Source organism: Microcoleus sp. S1D4 (genome assembly GCF_036700765.1).
In the GTDB taxonomy this organism is placed as follows: domain Bacteria; phylum Cyanobacteriota; class Cyanobacteriia; order Cyanobacteriales; family Microcoleaceae; genus Microcoleus.
In genome coordinates this window covers 32,558-50,274 of sequence record NZ_JAUBPP010000033.1, presented here as the reverse complement: position 1 = coordinate 50,274, position 17,717 = coordinate 32,558, and the positions used below count along the sequence as shown (strand labels likewise).

12 protein-coding genes are annotated in these 17,717 nt (G+C 47.3%); 10 read left to right on the top strand and 2 right to left on the bottom strand.

Annotated elements, in window-relative coordinates; all coding sequences use genetic code 11:
• Positions 1-148: 148 nt before the first annotated feature.
• Positions 149-349: a hypothetical protein gene (locus QT998_RS24895; RefSeq protein ID WP_333092967.1), complete on the bottom strand. Its 201-nt coding sequence runs from the start codon at positions 347-349 to the stop codon at positions 149-151.
• Between the two features lie 499 nt (positions 350-848).
• On the opposite strand from QT998_RS24895, the gene QT998_RS24890 reads away from it, so the two are divergent.
• From QT998_RS24890 to QT998_RS24865, 6 genes are all read left to right on the top strand, one after another.
• Positions 849-1,130 carry a 4a-hydroxytetrahydrobiopterin dehydratase gene (locus tag QT998_RS24890; RefSeq protein WP_194012709.1) on the top strand — a complete coding sequence of 94 codons (282 nt, stop codon included), beginning with the start codon at positions 849-851 and terminating at the stop codon, positions 1,128-1,130.
• Between the two features lie 616 nt (positions 1,131-1,746).
• On the top strand, positions 1,747-3,393 hold the full coding sequence (locus QT998_RS24885; RefSeq protein WP_333092965.1) for an HD domain-containing phosphohydrolase: 1,647 nt from the start codon (positions 1,747-1,749) through the stop codon (positions 3,391-3,393).
• Positions 3,394-3,684: 291 nt separating this feature from the next.
• A complete protein-coding gene (locus tag QT998_RS24880) occupies positions 3,685-5,931 on the top strand; it encodes an iron uptake porin (RefSeq protein WP_333092964.1) in 2,247 nt (748 codons plus the stop codon).
• A gap of 561 nt (positions 5,932-6,492) precedes the next feature.
• Complete coding sequence (locus tag QT998_RS24875) at positions 6,493-6,933, top strand: RrF2 family transcriptional regulator (protein WP_333092963.1); 441 nt, start codon at positions 6,493-6,495, stop codon at positions 6,931-6,933.
• A gap of 54 nt (positions 6,934-6,987) precedes the next feature.
• Entirely contained in the window at positions 6,988-7,950 is a 963-nt protein-coding gene (gene cysK / locus QT998_RS24870) for a cysteine synthase A (RefSeq protein ID WP_333118586.1), read from the top strand.
• A gap of 380 nt (positions 7,951-8,330) precedes the next feature.
• Entirely contained in the window at positions 8,331-9,014 is a 684-nt protein-coding gene (locus QT998_RS24865; protein WP_333092961.1) for a J domain-containing protein, read from the top strand.
• Between the two features lie 311 nt (positions 9,015-9,325).
• Here QT998_RS24865 and QT998_RS24860 read toward each other — a convergent pair whose 3' ends face one another.
• Positions 9,326-10,822, bottom strand: coding sequence for a cyclic nucleotide-binding domain-containing protein (locus tag QT998_RS24860; RefSeq protein ID WP_333092960.1), 1,497 nt, complete (start codon positions 10,820-10,822; stop codon positions 9,326-9,328).
• Positions 10,823-11,238: 416 nt separating this feature from the next.
• On the opposite strand from QT998_RS24860, the gene QT998_RS24855 reads away from it, so the two are divergent.
• The 4 genes from QT998_RS24855 to QT998_RS24840 all read left to right on the top strand — a co-directional run bounded on the left by QT998_RS24855 (position 11,239) and on the right by QT998_RS24840 (position 17,584).
• Positions 11,239-12,111 (top strand): 6-carboxytetrahydropterin synthase, encoded by an 873-nt coding sequence (locus QT998_RS24855; RefSeq protein ID WP_333118585.1) that lies wholly within the window; start codon positions 11,239-11,241, stop codon positions 12,109-12,111.
• Between the two features lie 18 nt (positions 12,112-12,129).
• Positions 12,130-12,270 (top strand): hypothetical protein, encoded by a 141-nt coding sequence (locus QT998_RS24850; RefSeq protein WP_333092958.1) that lies wholly within the window; start codon positions 12,130-12,132, stop codon positions 12,268-12,270.
• A 281-nt stretch (positions 12,271-12,551) separates the two neighbouring features.
• On the top strand, positions 12,552-14,549 hold the full coding sequence (locus QT998_RS24845; protein WP_333118583.1) for a tetratricopeptide repeat protein: 1,998 nt from the start codon (positions 12,552-12,554) through the stop codon (positions 14,547-14,549).
• A gap of 737 nt (positions 14,550-15,286) precedes the next feature.
• Positions 15,287-17,584 (top strand): Calx-beta domain-containing protein, encoded by a 2,298-nt coding sequence (locus tag QT998_RS24840; RefSeq protein WP_333092956.1) that lies wholly within the window; start codon positions 15,287-15,289, stop codon positions 17,582-17,584.
• Positions 17,585-17,717 lie beyond the last annotated feature (133 nt).

Sequence of the window (17,717 nt, the reverse complement as noted above, 5' to 3'; positions counted from 1 at the left end):
GCTTGGATGGCTCCGATCGACCAACCTCACGAAAACTTCATGTTCCCAGAAGAAGTTCTTCCTCGCGGTAACGCACTGTAATCAGCGCTAGTTATCAAAAAAGTCAACATTCTCAAAGGATTAAGATAAAGCAATTTAGGTTTTATCCTCAATGTTGAAAAAGCTCCCACCGATTGGTGGGAGCTTTTTTGTTTCGCTTTTTTTGTTTCAAAGCCGCGCATTTCCCGCTTGACACCGAACCCAACAGCCGAGCAATCCGTTCAAAAGCTCGATCGTCCGCTAGCAACTCGAAGAGCGAGCGAAAACCTCGCAGCAGCAGTAATTTGCCCAAAGCTGGCAAAAATATCAATTTGAATTCCCCCAGTTCTAATTCCTTGTGTTATTATAGTAATTGTGATTGCTGGAATGATACTCAGAACGCAGGTTCTTTCAGTAACGCTGGCAATAGCTAGCGCACAAATCCTGACACCAAATCTTGTATTTGGGTCAGGTGCGTTCAAATATAAACCATTTAGTAAAACTTGGAGGTGATGCCCATGATAGAAAGTAGTAAACGCATGGGTCATCAGATTGGAAACTACCGGCTGTGCGCCGGGGCCGCTCACTAGCAGTCAGCCGTCGTTTCCAACGGGAAACGAATTCCACGGGGAACCAGGCTGAGCTAGGGATTCTCCCGGCAGTCAGGTTCTAATCTGAAGACCCGCTAGACCGCTCTCATAAATAGTGTTACATCTTGAGTATTAAAACTTGAGCCTCAACACTATTTTTGAGAGCGGATAGTTTTTTGTAGGATTTTCCGCAGGTGGGCTGTGAATATGCCACACTCATCCCAAAATACCAAAAAAAATATGGCTGACCTACTTAACAATACGGAAATTCAAGAGCGCGCTAGTCAATTGTCAGGCTGGACAGTTGAAGGCAAGCAACTGCAATGTACCCGTTTATTTAAAGATTTTATCGAAGCGATCGCCTTTGTAAATAAATTGGTCGCCCCCTCAGAAGCCGCAGGACATCACCCAGATATCAAAATTTCCTACAACAAAGTTACAGTTAACTTGACAACTCACGATGCCGGAGGGTTAACTGAAAAAGACTTTGCGCTAGCCCAAGAAATTTCTACGCTACATTAAAACAGTTCCGCTTTGTGCGACAGGAGCCGCTGCATCTAGCGACAGTCCACAATCGCCACAAGCTCGCCAATAAAAAAATCGACTCTGGGTTAAAATCGGGTGTGAGAAAGTCGAGATGCAAAAAGTCCAATGTTTGACACTCCCCAGCCTAAAGGCGTGGGGATTCTTAATTCATCGACTAACCTTTAAGCGCTATGTCCTTTCGGCAATTCTTAAACTTTTCAACCGTACAAAAGTACCAATTGACGAGCCTAACTCACAGCAACCCCAGAGGGTCTATCTCCACTCATGGTACTAGGATATTAACCTAGAGTTCGGGTATGCCCTACCCTACTTAACAAATAAACTACATTATTTGTTTTCTGGTAAAGAGAATGTGTTAATTCTCTAGCTATTTTAAGAGTTTTCGCTGCTCTGTGTCCAACAATTTGTGCCTGAAAGTGTGTCTTAACTGTTTCACGATGGCAAAGGAGTTTAACCTTGACTATTGTAGTATACTACAAATACAAGCAAGTTTTGGATTTTTAGAAATAGATTTAAGAAATTAAAGCCGTCCTAGAAGAACGGGGTTTTAAACCCAATCTCCCGATAAAAGGCTGTTCGCCATCCTCCGACCATGATCGTATTTGAAAAGCCAGAGTTATTGAACGAGTCTGCTGAAAGAACCGAGCTGATAGAAAAGCTTCTGGATATTGGCGCTGCTCTGTCGAGCGCTCAAGATTTAGGCGGTTTGTTAAATTTAATTTTATCCAAAAGTAGGGAAATTACCAACAGCGATGCGGGCAGCGTTTACTTAGTAGACCGCAGCGACGAACAACCTAAGCTGCTGTTCAAGGTAGCCCAAAACGCTTCTAAACCGAGCCTGTCGTTTAAGGAGTTTGCGCTGCCGCTGACAGACAAAAGTTTGGCAGGTTACGTAGCAATTACAGGTCAAAGTTTGAACCTGTCGGATGCCTACGACTTACCCCCAGCCGTACCTTACCAGCTAGATACCAGTTTTGACAGGGATATTAATTACCGCACTTGCTCGGTAATGGTGTTACCGATGCAAAACAGAGAAGGCGAGACAATCGGCATACTGCAACTGATCAATCGCAAAACAAAGGCAGATGCGGTGCTGACAGCCGAGAATGCCTGGGAATCGACGCAGCAGTATTCTTTGTGGGAAGAAAGAATAGTTCGCTCGCTCGCATCTCAAGCAGCAATCTCGATCGAGCGCAATCATCTCCAAGAAAGTATAGAACATTTGTTCGAGGGCTTCGTCAAAGCCAGCGTGCAAGTCATAGAAGCCAGAGACCCCTGTACCTACGGCCATTCAGAACGAGTAGCAGCCCTGACAGTGCGCCTGTCAGAAGAAGTAAACGCCGTCAGCAACGGATGGCTGCGCTCCGTCTACTTTAACAACCGCCAAATTCAAGAAATTCGCTACGCAGCCTTGCTGCACGATTTTGGTAAAATCGGAGTGCCCGAAGCAGTTTTGACCAAACAGAAAAAGCTCTACCCCGCACAGCTAGAAATCATCCGCCACCGCTTTGGCTTAGCTCAGCGGACAATGGAAATGGAATGCGTCCAGTCTAAATATAAATATTTGCTAGAGCATTCAGCCTACCCAAAACATCCCAGCGAAGAGCCAGAGTGCGTTCAATGCCAGCAAATAGAAAAGCTAGACACTAAACTAGCAGAAGCAAAAACCAGATTGGCTCAATATTGGGAAATTCTGATCGAAGCCAACGAACCTCACATTTTGGCAGAAGAACCCTTAGCTCAACTGCGAGAAATTGCTGGGCAAACTTATAAAGATATCGACGGGGCAGTTAAACCCCTGCTGACTCCCGACGAGATCGTGCAATTGATGGTGTCGAGGGGCAACCTGACAGCGGAAGAACGATCGGCAATAGAATCTCACGTAACTCACACTTACGAATTTCTCAGCCAAATTCCGTGGACAAAAGATTTAAAAAATGTTCCCCAAATCGCCTACGGACACCATGAAAAACTCGACGGTACCGGCTATCCGCGAGGACTGAAAAACTCTGAAATCCCGATTCAGGCGCAATTAATGACGATCGCGGATATTTACGACGCCCTGACAGCGGGCGATCGTCCCTACAAACGAGCTCTGCAGACAGAGGCAGCGATGAAAATTTTGTGGCAAGAAGCAGCTCACAACAAAATCAACGCCGATTTGTTAGAATTGTTCGATTGCCGCCAAGTCTTTAGCGTCCTCGGACACAGCTTGGATGGTAAAGTCGAATCAGCCTAGACGATTCGGGCGTGCTGTGCTAAAAAAGTACAGAGGCGATCGGGCTTTTGGATGCAAGCAGTCAAATCAATCGACAGCCTAAGTCTTGTCAGGTTTTGAGGCAGTCGATGGCAGGGTAAAAAATACGCCCTCAGCAGCAGCCGATCGCATCCATACACTCAGTCAGACCAAAAGAATCAAAAGAAAAAGTGAATTTTAGGTCTTTTTTTGCAGTATGCTAGTGGAGCAACTACTGACGGCATAGAAGACTAGAAAAGTTTCTCTGTAATCGGTGTGAGGATGAGAGTGAATATGTCGAAATTTTTGTGGAGTTACCTATTAATCAGCCCAGCAGTCTTAGGAGCTACCCTAGTAGTTTCTTCGAGCGCGATGGCAGCAAACGCTCAGCCCGGTGCTGATGCGCTCAAGCCTCAAGCTGCCAAAGCTGAAACTGCTGAAACCTCGGAAGCGAAAGTTAATGCTGTAGCAGCGGTTGACGAAACTACTGCAGCAGCCGATCGAATCGCAGAAAATTCCCCAGCCGCTGGCATCGAAACAGAGCCAGCGATTGCAGCTTCAGGCACGGCTGCAACAGAAAGCGCGATCGCCACAGCCAACACAGCCCCCGCAGCGGAAAATCCCGAAGCGGCAGCACCAAAACCTGCAACTGAATCTCTAGCAGCAGTTGAGCCCACAGTCGCTCAACCGGTAGAAAATTCAGCGGCTGCGAAACTAGAAAATCCAGCCCCGACAGCTACGGCTATCCCAGAGATACTCGGTGCAGTTCAATTAGAAACTACCGCCCCGGCAGCGGGAGCCCCGGCAGAACCAACAGCGGCAGCGCCAGCAGAACAAACAGCACAGGCTGAACCTGTAGCCCAAACAGCACAGGCTGAACCTGTAGCCCAAACTGTCGCACCAGAAGCTCAAAACCCAGCCGCCACATTAGAGCAGCTCAATCAGTACAGCAGCGAAGGTGCAGCAGGTGGCGAAACTCAAGGTCAAGTCACCTCAGTATCTCAACTTTCTGACGTGCGACCTACAGACTGGGCATTCCAAGCACTGCAATCCCTAGTCGAGCGCTACGGCTGTATTGCCGGGTATCCCGACGGCACATTCCGCGGCAACCGGGCAATGACCCGCTACGAATTCGCAGCCGGTTTAAACGCTTGCTTAGACAAGGTTAGCGAGCTGATCAGAGCAGGCAGCGGCAACTTAGCCACGAAAGATGACTTGGCAGCCCTCCAACGGCTCCAAGAAGAATTTGCAGCAGAACTGGCAACCCTGCGCGGCCGCGTCGATGCTCTCGAATCTCGGACATCCGAACTCGAAGCCAACCAATTCTCAACTACTACCAAGCTGACTGGGGAAGCAATTTTTGCCCTCAGCGACGACTTTGGTGGCAACGATGGCTTGTTTGGCAGAGGCAATGACAGGATCGTCGGCAAGGGTAACAATGAGACCGTCTTCCAACAGCGGGTACGTCTCAACTTAAATACCAGCTTTACCGGCAGAGACTTGTTACTTACCAGACTTCAAGTCGGCAACGGTCAAAGATTTAACCTTGGGGCTACCAGCGAAGGCACTCAAACTTGGAACGTAGTCGGCAGAACCGACAACGTTGTTGCCCTAGACAGCTTGTTATACAAGTTTCCTGTAGGTCAAAACCTGAACGTTACCCTGGCAGCTAACGCTGGCGTTTGGGACGACATTATGCCGACTGTCAACCCTTACTTTGAAGACTATGACGGTGGCAACGGCTCCCTGAGCGCCTTCGGACAGCGCAACCCGATTTACCGCTTGGGTGGCGGTGCGGGTATCGGCTTTGACTATGCCTTCGGTGGCAGAGGCTTGCTGGGCGGCGTGTTCGGCCCGACTTCTCTGTCCTTCGGCTATTTGGCCTCAAGTGCAGCCAGTCCTGCTAAGGGTTCAGGCTTGTTCAACGGCGACTACGCGGCGATGGGCCAGTTGACTTTTACCCCCGGACGCAACTTGCAAGTTGCTTTCAACTACAACCACGGTTACTTTAGCCGAGGTAACTTCGGGTTTGACAATGCTTTGGGAAGCGGCCCCGATAATCTCGGCGGTTTCACTGGTACCGGTGTGGCTAATTCCCTCAACGGTTTGAGCGACGGCTTCCCCGGTTTCCGGGCTCGCAAAGTGGTCAGCAACTCCTACGGCGCTCAGGCTTCTTTCCGTCTCAGCCCGAGATTTATAATTGGCGGCTGGGGTGGTTTAACGAATGCTCGCATTCTCGGCATCGGCGATGCGAAAATTTGGAACTATGCTGTCACCTTGGCTTTGCCTGATTTAGGAAAAGAAGGCAACTTGCTGGGCTTTGTGGTAGGTCGCGAGCCTTACTTGGATAAACTTGATGCTCCCGGCAATTTGGATAACTTCAGAAATGACCAGTCGTGGCACTTTGAAGGCTTCTACAAGCTCAAGGTTTCCGATAACATTGCTGTGACTCCGGGCGTCATTTGGATTACTAACCCCAATCAAAACGATCGCAACGATGACATCATTATTGGTACTCTGAGAACTACTTTTACGTTCTAAGAGCGGGTGAAAGAAAGGCAGGACGGGTCAAACTCTCTCTGCTAATTCTAGCCAAATTTAGCCCTGCTTCCGGCAGGGCTTTTTTGTGCGCGAGACTAATTTGGGGCCCGCAAGCAATTGAAAATTAAACGAGCAATTGCATAAATCACGGGATCGATCCTTTAACCGCAGATGTAAGGTAGATAAACGCAGATGGACGCAGATAATTTGCTGATCGGAGAGCGAATGAAAACAATGCAAGTCTCCGATCATTCCTCGACTCTAATATCATGTGCGGTCGATTGACATATCTCAAATTGGATCGCGCGTGGGGAATGCGAGTCCGCAATCAGGGAGCGTACTCGCATTCCCCACTACGAAGGGTTTTTGTTATGGTAATCGACCAGACATTAGATGAAACCCGGTTTGTTGAGAGAAGATTGTAGAAATTTATGAAAGTCGATTAAGTTCAGTGGAAAACCGGAGTATAATAACAATTGAGGAATTAAAATTTTGAACTCAACATTGAGGAAAATTTTAAGATCGGACTTCGGAGTCTAGAATTCAGGTATTTGAAGCAATATGGTAGAACTCTCCTGTAAAAGCGAATACGCAATCTTAGCTTTGCTAGAGCTTGCCGATTGCTACGACGAGGGCGAACCCCTGCAAATTCGCCAGATAGCGGCTCAGCAAAATATTCCCGATCGATATTTAGAACAGTTACTGGCTACAATGAGACGCTGCGGGCTGATTCGCAGCCAGCGAGGTGCTAAGGGCGGTTATATCTTGGCGAGGGAACCGTGGAAAATTACACTGCTGGAAATTATTAACTGTCTCGAAGGCTCAGAATTAGATCGCTCCCAAAAAGACTCGCCGGCTCAAACGGTAGAAAGTGCTGTAATTTGGGAAGTTTGGCAAGAAGCGCGATCGACTGCCAACTCGGTTTTGCAAAAATATACGCTACAGGATCTGTGCGAAAAGCGCAATGGCAGGCGGCAGCTCGATATTATGTATTACATCTAGTTACTATTGCCAACGAGCAATTAACAATTTACTCTCAACAAACAGACAAAGATTATGCGTATTGCTGGCGACATTACAGAATTGGTCGGACACACACCCCTGGTGCAACTCAACCGCATTCCCCAAGCCGAAGGCTGCTTGGCTCGAATCGTGGTCAAACTCGAAGGCATGAATCCGGCAGCATCGGTAAAAGACCGGATTGGTGTCAGTATGGTCAATCAAGCCGAGGCCGAAGGGCTGATTACTCCAGGAAAAACGGTTTTAGTAGAACCGACTTCTGGCAATACCGGAATTGCTTTGGCAATGGTGGCGGCGGCAAAGGGCTACCAGTTGATTTTGACAATGCCGGATACGATGAGCACGGAACGCCGATCGATGCTGCGAGCTTACGGAGCCCAACTAGAACTGACTCCCGGCATTGAGGGCATGAGTGGCTGCATCCGCCGCGCTCAAGAAATTGTGGACAAAACTCCCGATGCGTATATGTTGCAGCAGTTTCGGAATCCAGCCAACCCGGAGGTTCACCGTTCGACAACGGCTGAGGAAATTTGGGCAGATACCGACGGTGAGGTGGATTTCCTGATTTCTGGAGTCGGCACTGGTGGCACGATTACGGGTGTTGCAGAGGTACTCAAGTCGCGGAAACCCGAGTTTAAGGCGATCGCCGTTGAGCCGGCCAACAGTCAGGTACTGTCGGGCGGAAAGCCAGGGCCTCACAAAATTCAAGGTATTGGTGCGGGTTTTGTGCCACCAGTGCTGAATGTGGAGGCGATCGACGAGGTGATAATTGTTACCGATGACGAGGCGATCGCCTACGGGCGTCGCTTAGCCAGAGAAGAAGGACTTTTGTCGGGTATTTCCAGCGGTGCGGCACTCTGTGCGGCCTTAAAAGTCGGCAAGCGTCCAGAAAATGCCGGGAAATTGATTGTGATGATTCAGCCTAGCTTTGGCGAACGCTATCTGAGCACTCCCTTGTTCCAAGATCCAGAACTCAATCTAGCGGTGGCTGTCAACTAAATCAGCTTCCGGCGCAAGTCGCAGCAACTTTTAGCAGGGCGTAGAGTTTACGCCCTGCTGTTGTTTGTAGTGAGGAATGCAAGTCCTGATTAATATCAAATTTGCAGAAAGAATATTGTCGGCAATCGCAATTGTGCCAGCCAGAGGAATGCAAGTCCTGTTTAACTCAAATCCGTCAAGAGAAGACCAAAGTCGGATGCTGCGAACTTTTTCAAGACTCAATATTTTTATAAAATGGATTTATAATAATTTGAAAACAAAAGTTTTTTACCGACAACTTTTGACATTCATATCAAATAAATAACTAATACTTTAGCAAAAAATGATATTTTTGTCAAGAACTTTTTCGCAGATTATCTAGATTTCAAGGAAATAAGAGCGTGTCTTCCGTTAGCAATCACTACAAAACCCTAAAAATTAGCCCAACAGCAACACAAGCCGAGATTAAACAAGCATACCGCCGTTTAGTCAAACTATTTCATCCAGATAGCCAGAGTAAAATAGCCGGTCACGAAGAAATTATCCGTCTCAATGCAGCCTATGAAATATTAGGAGATGCCAAGCAAAGACAATCCTACGATCGCCAAATTTCCCCAGAAAGCGAAGAATTGCGATCGCCCAGCGCGTCCAACTTCAGCCGCCAGCGACAACAAACAGCGCGGGATGCCGACGAACAAATGGAACAGTGGCTGATTAAAGTATATAAACCAGTCAATAGAATGCTCAACAACATTTTGAAGCCGCTGAAAAAGGAAATAAACGAATTGTCAGCAGATCCGTTCGATGACGAACTGATAGAAAAGTTTCAAGCCTATATCGATACCAGCCGCGAATTTCTTGAAAAAGCTCATAACAGTCTTAGATCGATGCCCAATCCATCTAATCTAGCCGGAGTAGCCGCCCATCTCTACTATTGTATCAATCAAGTCGGCGATGGCATAGAAGAATTGTATTTATTTACCCTCAATTATGACGATCGCCACTTGCACACAGGTCAAGAACTGTTTAGAATTGCCTCTAAACTACGACGGGAAGCACAGGATGAATTAAAAATGAGAACTTAGTTAGTTGAAGGAGAGGGGGAGAATGGGAGAGGGGGAGAATGGAAGAGGGGGAGAGGGGGAGAATGGGAGAGAGAGGGGAGAGGGGGAGAATGGGAGAGAGAGGGGAGAGGGGGAGAGGGGGAGAGAGAGGGGAGAGGGGGAGAGGGGGAGAATGGGAGAGAGAGGGAGAGGGGGAGAATTGCCCAATTCCCAATTCCCAATTCCCAATTCCCAATTCCCAATTCCCAATTCCCCATGACTAATGATTAATGACTAATGACTAATGACTACTGACTAATGACTACTGACTAATGACTACTGACTAATGACTACTAAATCCCAAAAAGAACTTGAATTCGTTTCCTAATTTTAATAAAAGGAGCTTGTTCTAGAGAATCACCATATAACAATCCCAAATCTCTCAAAGCTTGCTGGCGTTCCGACAATTTTTGAGCAATCTGATCTGCTAAATTCGGCTGTTCAATTAAAAGTTTTTGCAAGTCGTGGCGTTCCACAACAAACAAAATTGAATCTTCGCTAGTTTTAACAGTCGCCGTTCTCGGAGTTCCCAACAGCAAAGAAATTTCCCCAAAAAACTCGCCCTCGTGAAGCGTCGCAATATACTGATCTGTTTTTTGAGAAAGAACTTCTACAGCCCCGGAAAGAATAATATAAAAAGAATCGCCAGGGGCATTTTCTTTACAGACAATCTGTCCCGCTGGAAACATTTGTCGGTAGCCATATTCAATTAACTGTCGCAGTTCTAAATCCGTACACTGTTCAAAATAAGTAACTCGCCGCAACAAGTCTCGCAGAGTCCAATTATTAGGTGCTTTACCAGGGGTGATATGTTCAGAGATGCTGGAATTAGATTTGAGTTCGGCTGAATTTTTAGTATTTTGCGGAACAACTTTTCCATTGGAATTATCGTCTTTGTCGTGGTGAAAAGCTTGAGTTAACTCGTGGGGATTTCGCAGCCATAAATCGTGCTGGGGAAAGGGGATTTCGATATTTCGGTGGCGCAATTCGTAATCTATTAAAAAATTGATTGCACTTATAATGGCATCGCTTTCCTGTGGCTGGTCAATCCAAACTAAAAGTTCAAAATTTAAAGCATTGTCTCCAAAACCGCTAAACCATACTTTAGGAGAAGGATGGGACAAGACATTCGATGCCATCCGCGCCGCCACTAATAGCGCTTCGGTAACTATTACTGGGTCAGTGCCGTAAGCAACGCCGACGGGGATGTGAAGGCGGCATTTTGGGTCTCTATAACTCCAGTTAATAATGTTAGTTTCGACAAACCTGATGTTGGGTATTATTACAAATAGCCCATCAATTGTTTTGATAATTGTGGAGCGGATAGAAATATTTTCTACTGTTCCTAAGAGGCGGTCAATTTCAATAAAGTCTCCGACTCTAATTTGCTGCTCGAATAGCAGGGTGATACCGCTAATAAAATTGCTGGCAAGATTTTGCAACCCGAAGCCGAAACCAATGCCCACTACGCCAGCTAAGACGGTGAGAGAAGTGAGGTTGATGCCGGCAGCTTGCAGGACGAAAATACAGCCGAGAGTTGCTAAAATATAGCTAATGATGGTGGCAATTGATTCTCGGCTGCCGCGATCAAATCTCATCCGAACTAGGAGGCTGCGCTTGATTCCTTCGCTGACGATCCGAGCTACAATGAAGGCAAATATAGCTAAGATTATTATTTTGACGATCGCACTAACGGACAGATGAGTGTCGCCGATATAAAATAGCGGAGTGCCCATCGCAGCGGATAAATGTTGAAAAAAGCGATCGGCTCGTACAGTAATCCAATTCATGAAGATTTCGTCATTCGTAATTAGTTTTGCTCGCAACTGAACCGGAAACTGCTAACTATTGCAGAGCTTAGGCGAAAAATTATAAATGGGGAGTTCCCTCTGTTGCAAAAAGTACGCGCAGCGCAGCTATCCCTCGCGGGGCCAATCGAAAATGGGATAACCCATCCCTTAGCAACGGATGAGGAAAAACTGTTTTGTAGCAGTAGCAGTATTTTCTGTATTTTCTGCCCGATATCTGTGTTGTGGCGCACAATAAGCCATGCTACTCTCGCGGCGACTGGTTGGCAATATCTCGAAAATTGGTATAAATTCAAGTAAAGCACCCTCAAGTAATCGAAAAATTCCCGCAAAAATTAGTTTATCCTTAAGAAGTCAGTTCTTTACAGAACTTAACAAGCTTATCCTAATTGACTTTTATGCAGTGCATCATCAATCGTCGGGCACAGTTTTCGGCGAGTCATCGTTACTGGCTACCGGAGTTGAGCGAAGCCGAGAACTTTGAGCGGTTTGGCCCAACAGCCCGCGCACCGGGACACGGACACAATTACGTTCTTTACGTTTCCATGATAGGAAAACTCGACGAGTACGGCATGGTGCTCAACCTGTCTGATGTCAAACACGTCATCAAGCGGGAAGTTACCAAGGATCTCGATTTTTCCTACCTTAACGAAGCGTGGCCGGAATTTGAGCAGACTCTGCCAACTACCGAAAACATAGCACGGCAAATTTGGCTGCGGCTAGCTCCTCATTTGCCTGTGAACAAAATTCAATTGTTTGAACACCCGGAACTTTGGGCTGAATATTTAGGAAACGGCATGGAAGCTTATCTAACTCTGTCAACTCATTTTAGCGCCGCCCACCGGTTGGCTCGTCCCGATTTGAGCTTTGAAGAAAACTCGGAAATTTATGGCAAATGTGCTCGTCCTAACGGTCACGGTCACAACTATCATTTAGAAGTGACTGTGAAAGGGGAAATTGATCCGCGCACTGGCATGATTGCTGATTTGGGAGCTTTGCAAAAAGCTATTGACGATTATGTTGTGGAACCGTTCGATCATACTTTTTTAAATAAGGATATTTCCTATTTTGAGAAGGTTGTGCCGACGGCGGAAAATATTGCGGTTCGGATCGGGCAATTGTTGCGATCGCCCGTGAGGGAATTGGGCGCAGAGTTGCACAAGATCAAGCTGATTGAAAGTCCGAATAATAGCTGCGAAATTTTCGGTGCAGATTTAGATGCAGCGGATGTCGCGCGCCAGAAACCGTCAGCCGTTTTAGCTGGGGTTTAGAGTTAAAAATCGGGTTTTTTGGGGCGGTTTCACCCGGATTTGCAGCTAATTGTGCAGATTGGTGAAGCCGCCCCAACGATTAAATTGGACGATCGCATTTTTGGCAATTTACCGACAATTCGGGCGAGCGAAGTTGGTTGGGGCGGGACAAGTTTATAGATATTTTGGTTAGGAAGTTAAGATTTTGAGAAGGGGCGCATAAAAGGCTGTTGATGATTCCGAGGGCGATTTCAGCCGGATCGGGTACCAGAATAAATTCTTTCACCGAAGTTATAGAGCTACAATTATTGGCACTTTTCCTGACAAGTCAGACACAGCCCGTATTTTGGAGATAGTAGCATCATCGCCAGCATTCCTCATCTCAGTTATTGTAACTGCTGAGACTATGAGGTCGATCGCTGACAAACAAGCACTAATTTCTCCTAGGTGAGTTGACGTTTATGCGAGTCTCAAATGTAGCTCTCTTGACTCTGGCCGCCCTCGCATCCCAGAATGTAACAGCTAATACTAGCGCCGCTCCTGCTGCACCTCCCGCCTCTGGAGGGATACCGCAGGCCAGCAAATTTGTTGATGCCATAAATAATATCGCCTCCCGTCCGGCGGAGTCAATGAGCGCGCCGGAGACGATCGCCCACGAACAATTTTCCCCGCGAATTGCGGTAAAATCCCCTGCAGGTTTGCTAGTAGCCGCCGCCGGGCCGGAGTTATCTCCAGCAGTAAAAACCAAGGCGAATACTGCTGCTCAATCCGGCGATGAATTAACACAATCTTTACAAGAAACCTGGCTGGCTAAATTAATTGAAACCGGAGTTGAAAGCAATCCCCAAGTTCGCGACGCTTTCGATTTTCTTGCCCTGCGTACTGACAGTAATGCTGAATCGGGATATGGTTTTAATAACACCATAGCTCTGCTGAATATTTTGCTAATTCTTGGTACTATCTTTCCACCGGCGACACTTGCCTTTTTTTGGACGTTCCGGCGACTGGTAGTCAGACAGTTGGTTGCTGATGCCAATCAAAGATTGCAGGGCATTGGTATATTAGAATCAGAGCTAATCAATTCTAGTCAACTGACTCAAAAGTTGAGAGATGAATTAGAATCGCAACTGAGTGCAGCCAAACAATCCATTGATTTTTTAAGTAGAGAAACTGAACTTTCCAAATCTTCCGTCGAGCAAATTGAGACTCTCAAATCTCAATTTCTCATGCACCTCCAAGTTTTATTAACAGAAGTTTACGAGAAAAAATCTGAAATTGTTCAAGAAATATCCCAACTTCCTGCAGTTGTTGCCAAAGAAGCTGTCAAACTCGCACCTCAACCGCAGTTAAACAATTCGCAAAATTCGGAAACAGCACCTGGTAGCGCAGCAAATATGATTGCTGATGATTACATCAAGCAAGGTGAAGGGCTTTATTTTCAAGGCAATTATGATGAGGCAGTAGTCTGCTTTGAAAAAGCTATTTTAATGAATAAGAATGTGGATGAGGCTTGGTATTGGCGCGGAAATGTGTTAATAAAATTGCAGCGCTATGAAGAAGCGATCGCCTGTTACGACCAAGCAATATCGATGAAACCGGATTGTTGGGAAGCGTGGTATAATAAAGCGAATTTGCTGGCAAAATTGCAGAAGTATGAAGAGGCGATCGCCTGTTACGAGCAAGCAAGTGCCAGCGAGTCCTACACATACGCCTGTTGGCACAGCATAGCAGCTTTGTTGGGTAAACTGCGGCACTACGAAGAAGCGATCGCCAGTTACGATCGCGCCCTCGCCATCAAAACAACCGACAGCGAAATCTGGCACAATCGAGGCGCGATGCTGGGCAAAGTACAGCAAAACGCCGCAGCAGTTGATTCCTACGATCGCGCTCTTGCCCTCAATCCCAACAGATACGAAACTTGGTACAATCGAGGCAATGTGCTGTGGAGATTGCTCCGCTACATTGATGCTGTTGATTCTTACGATCGGGCTTTGGACATCCGAGCTGACAAATACGAAGTTTGGTACAATAAAGGCGCAGTGCTCGGAAAAATGCAGCGCTATCAAGAGGCGATCGCATCCTACGACAAAGCAATTGCCATTAAACCCCAGGATTTTGAAGCGTGGCACAACCGAGGTACAGTTTTCGAGAAACTCTCGCAATACGAAGCAGCAATTGCATCTTACTCCGAAGCAATTAAGCTTAATTCCGAGTGTTACGAAGCTTGGTTTGGTAAAGCCGAAGCCTTAGCAAAATTGCAGCGCCCAGAAGAAGCAGTTGCAGCTTACCAAAAGGCGATCGCGATCAAGCCAGAATCCTACGATGCTTGGCACCAAATGGGTACAGCTTTATCAGAATTAAAGCGTTACGAGGAAGCAATGGCAGCTTACGATCGTGCGATCGCCATCAAGCCCGAAAATGCCGAAGCTTGGCGCGATCGAGGTGCAATTGCCTCATAATTCAAGCAGGATTTAGAAGGATTTGTTACGAGCAAAAAAACAATCAAAACTCGCCACAATTCGATGAATTATTCGGCTATTTATATCAATACTCAAAACTATTGATACACCTAAATTATACGGAACAACTACTCGTTACTAGGCTCTGCCTGGTAACGCAGATGCTTTGGCTCTGCCTCCCTTTTCGCAGGCTAGGCTCTTCAAGACAGACATCGATTCCTAGGCTATTAACCAGTTATTGAAAATGATTTAGAATTGCTATAAGCGATCGCAGTTGCTCTTACATAATTTCCCCGGCTCTTCCAAATGAACCAGTTATTTTAATTAATTTAGGAGTGCTATAAATTTTAAAAAATCGTCCTGAAATCGGTTGAATCAATAGAAACATATAGGTTAGCTACTGGCACTTATCGCAATCCACAACGGGCCGAAATTGTGCAGCAAACAAGTATTAGTTTTAATGCAAATCTTTTGCAAACTTCGGGAACATTCATCGAACATTCTCCTTCTTCATTATTAACAGGACATCGAAGCGGAATACAGTTGCCAGAAATCGCAACAGCCTAAAATGTAGGGAGAGATTACCGTATAGGGACAAACAGCAGACTAAATCTTGACATAAATGTCCGGTTTTTTTCTGCAAATCAGTTAATTTAACAACCGCAATCTGACCCTGAAGAATCTCTACAGGTGCTTCTACCAAAAGCAAAAAAAATTAACCTGTGGAGTTAAAAAAAATGGCAAATATAACAGGAACTCTCGGCCCCGATGTGATACCGGGCCTTTTACCAGACGGTCGCGTAATTAGCCTGGGAAACTTACTGAGCGACGATACCATCAGCGGCCTTGACGGCAATGATGCAATCAATGCACTAGACGGAAACGATCTACTTTTCGGCGGCCCCGGCAACGATTTTGTTAACGGCAATGAAGGTAACGACAGCGTTTTTGGCGGCAAAGACGACGACCAAGTTTACGGTGGTAAAGGCAACGACTTAGTTAGAGGCGACATCGGCAATGACAGCGTTTTTGGCAACGACGGAAACGACAGTATGTTCGGTGGTAAAGACAATGACACGATGTTCGGCGGGAAAGGCAACGACTTGATCCTAGGCGACCTCGGCGACGATGTACTTTACGGCGACCTCGGTTCTGATACGATGAGCGGCGGTGGTGGAAATGACATTTTTGCGATCGGGCGAGTCGGCGACGGCAGGCCCACAGCCACCACCGGCGGCCCCGGAGTCTCCGATGCCGACATGATTACCGACTTCCAAGTTGCCGGCAACGATGTCATCCAACTGTTCGGCGGCCTGCAATTTAGCGATTTGCAATTCATCGACGGCACCGGTTCCAACGGCATCAGCATCGGCAACACCCTCGTTCGCGATACCGGCACCGGCGAGTATTTGGTCAACATCCAAGGTTTGACAGCAGCCCAACTGAGCGCGAACCCAGCTTGGTTCCAATCGGCTGGATTCCCGACACCAACGCCGACGCCGACACCGACGCCTGCACCGACACCGACACCTGCACCGACTCCTGCAAGTGTCTTCAGCTTTAGCACAAATAATTACTCTACTCCCGAAGGCAGTCCCGCTACAGTCACAGTGATTCGCACGGGCAATACTTCCGCTCCTGGAAGCATTAGTTTTGGTACTGTTGACGGTTCAGCACTTTCTACTGGCTCGGCTGCTGACTACACTGCTACTACAGGAACTCTGAACTTTTCGGCAGATCAAACTAGCGCGACTTTCACTGTCGCGACTCTGAACGATGCTATTACCGAAGGGCCAGAGACGGTGAATGTATTTCTCAACAGCGGTAATGTGGGTACTGTCAATCCAGCCACAGTGACGATTTTTGATGCTTCAACGTCGGTATCGCCGACTCCGACTCCGACTCCGACTCCTGCACCGACTCCAACGCCTGCGAGTATTTTCCAGTTTGACCAAGCAAGTTACACGGTTAGTGAAGGCGGTGTGGCGACGGTTAACGTTACTCGATCGGGCGGCACTGGTGCGGCGACAATCGGCTACGCTACTGTTGACGGTTCGGCAATTTCTAGCGGGACTGCACCTGATTACAGTGTGGCCGCTGGTTCGCTGAATTTTGCTCCGGGGCAAAATAGCGCTAGTTTCACGATTTCGGCTCTGAGCGACATGATTCTGGAATCGCCGGAAACGGTGAATTTGGTGCTCAGCGGCGGTAATGTGGGCAGCAATCCATCAATCTTGACGATTCAGGATGTGCCCCCTGTCCCGACTCCGACTCCGACTCCTTTTCCAACCCCGACTCCTTTTCCAACCCCGACTCCCGCCCCCACTCCGACGCCTGCTCCCACCCCGACTCCCGGTCAAAGCACGTTTTTCTTCAGTGCGGCTACTTACAGCGCTAATGAGGGTAGCACTGCTCCGGTGACAATCAATCGCGGTGGCGACCTTTCTGCGCCGGCTACGATTTTGTTCAGCACTGGCGACGGTACTGCTATGGCTGCGGGTTCTCAACCCGATTACACGGCTGTAGTTCAAGCGGTGAATTTTGCACCCGGACAAGCTAGCGCGCAAGTTCCGGTTCAAACTTTATTTGATAGCCTCACGGAGTCTACTGAGACGGTGAATTTGTTCTTGAGCGGCGGTAGTTTGGCGAGTCCTTCTGCAGCAGTTTTGTCGATCCTTGATACTACTGCTGTTCCTCCTACTTTCTTCTCTTACGGTTCGTCTCCGGGTTCTGTTTCTGACGGCGCTGCTGGCACTTTTACGATTAACCGCAGCGGCAATACTGGGGTTTCGGCTTCGATCGACTTTTTGATTGTTTCCCCCGGCGGCGGTCAACCTCTGAATAATGTAGACTTCAACATTGTCGGGCCCTATTCTCCGAATTCTTCTGGCGGTTCGGTGAACTTTAATCCCGGTCAAACGAGCGTCAGTCTGACGATTAATAACGCTCCTGGTTTGACTGCTGGGGTAGTGAATTTAGGTTTTGGCCCTGGTTCGATCGGCGCTCCGGCTTCCACTGCAATTACTCTGATTTAGGACTGTTAGTAGGGCGAGCAATTTTTGCTCTACTAATATGTTTCTTGGGTACAGTCAAACCCTTTTTGTTTAAGGTTTGTCTTCTAAATTTTTCCTCTTTTTGCCGCCCCGTTTGGGGCGGTTTTTTTTATGA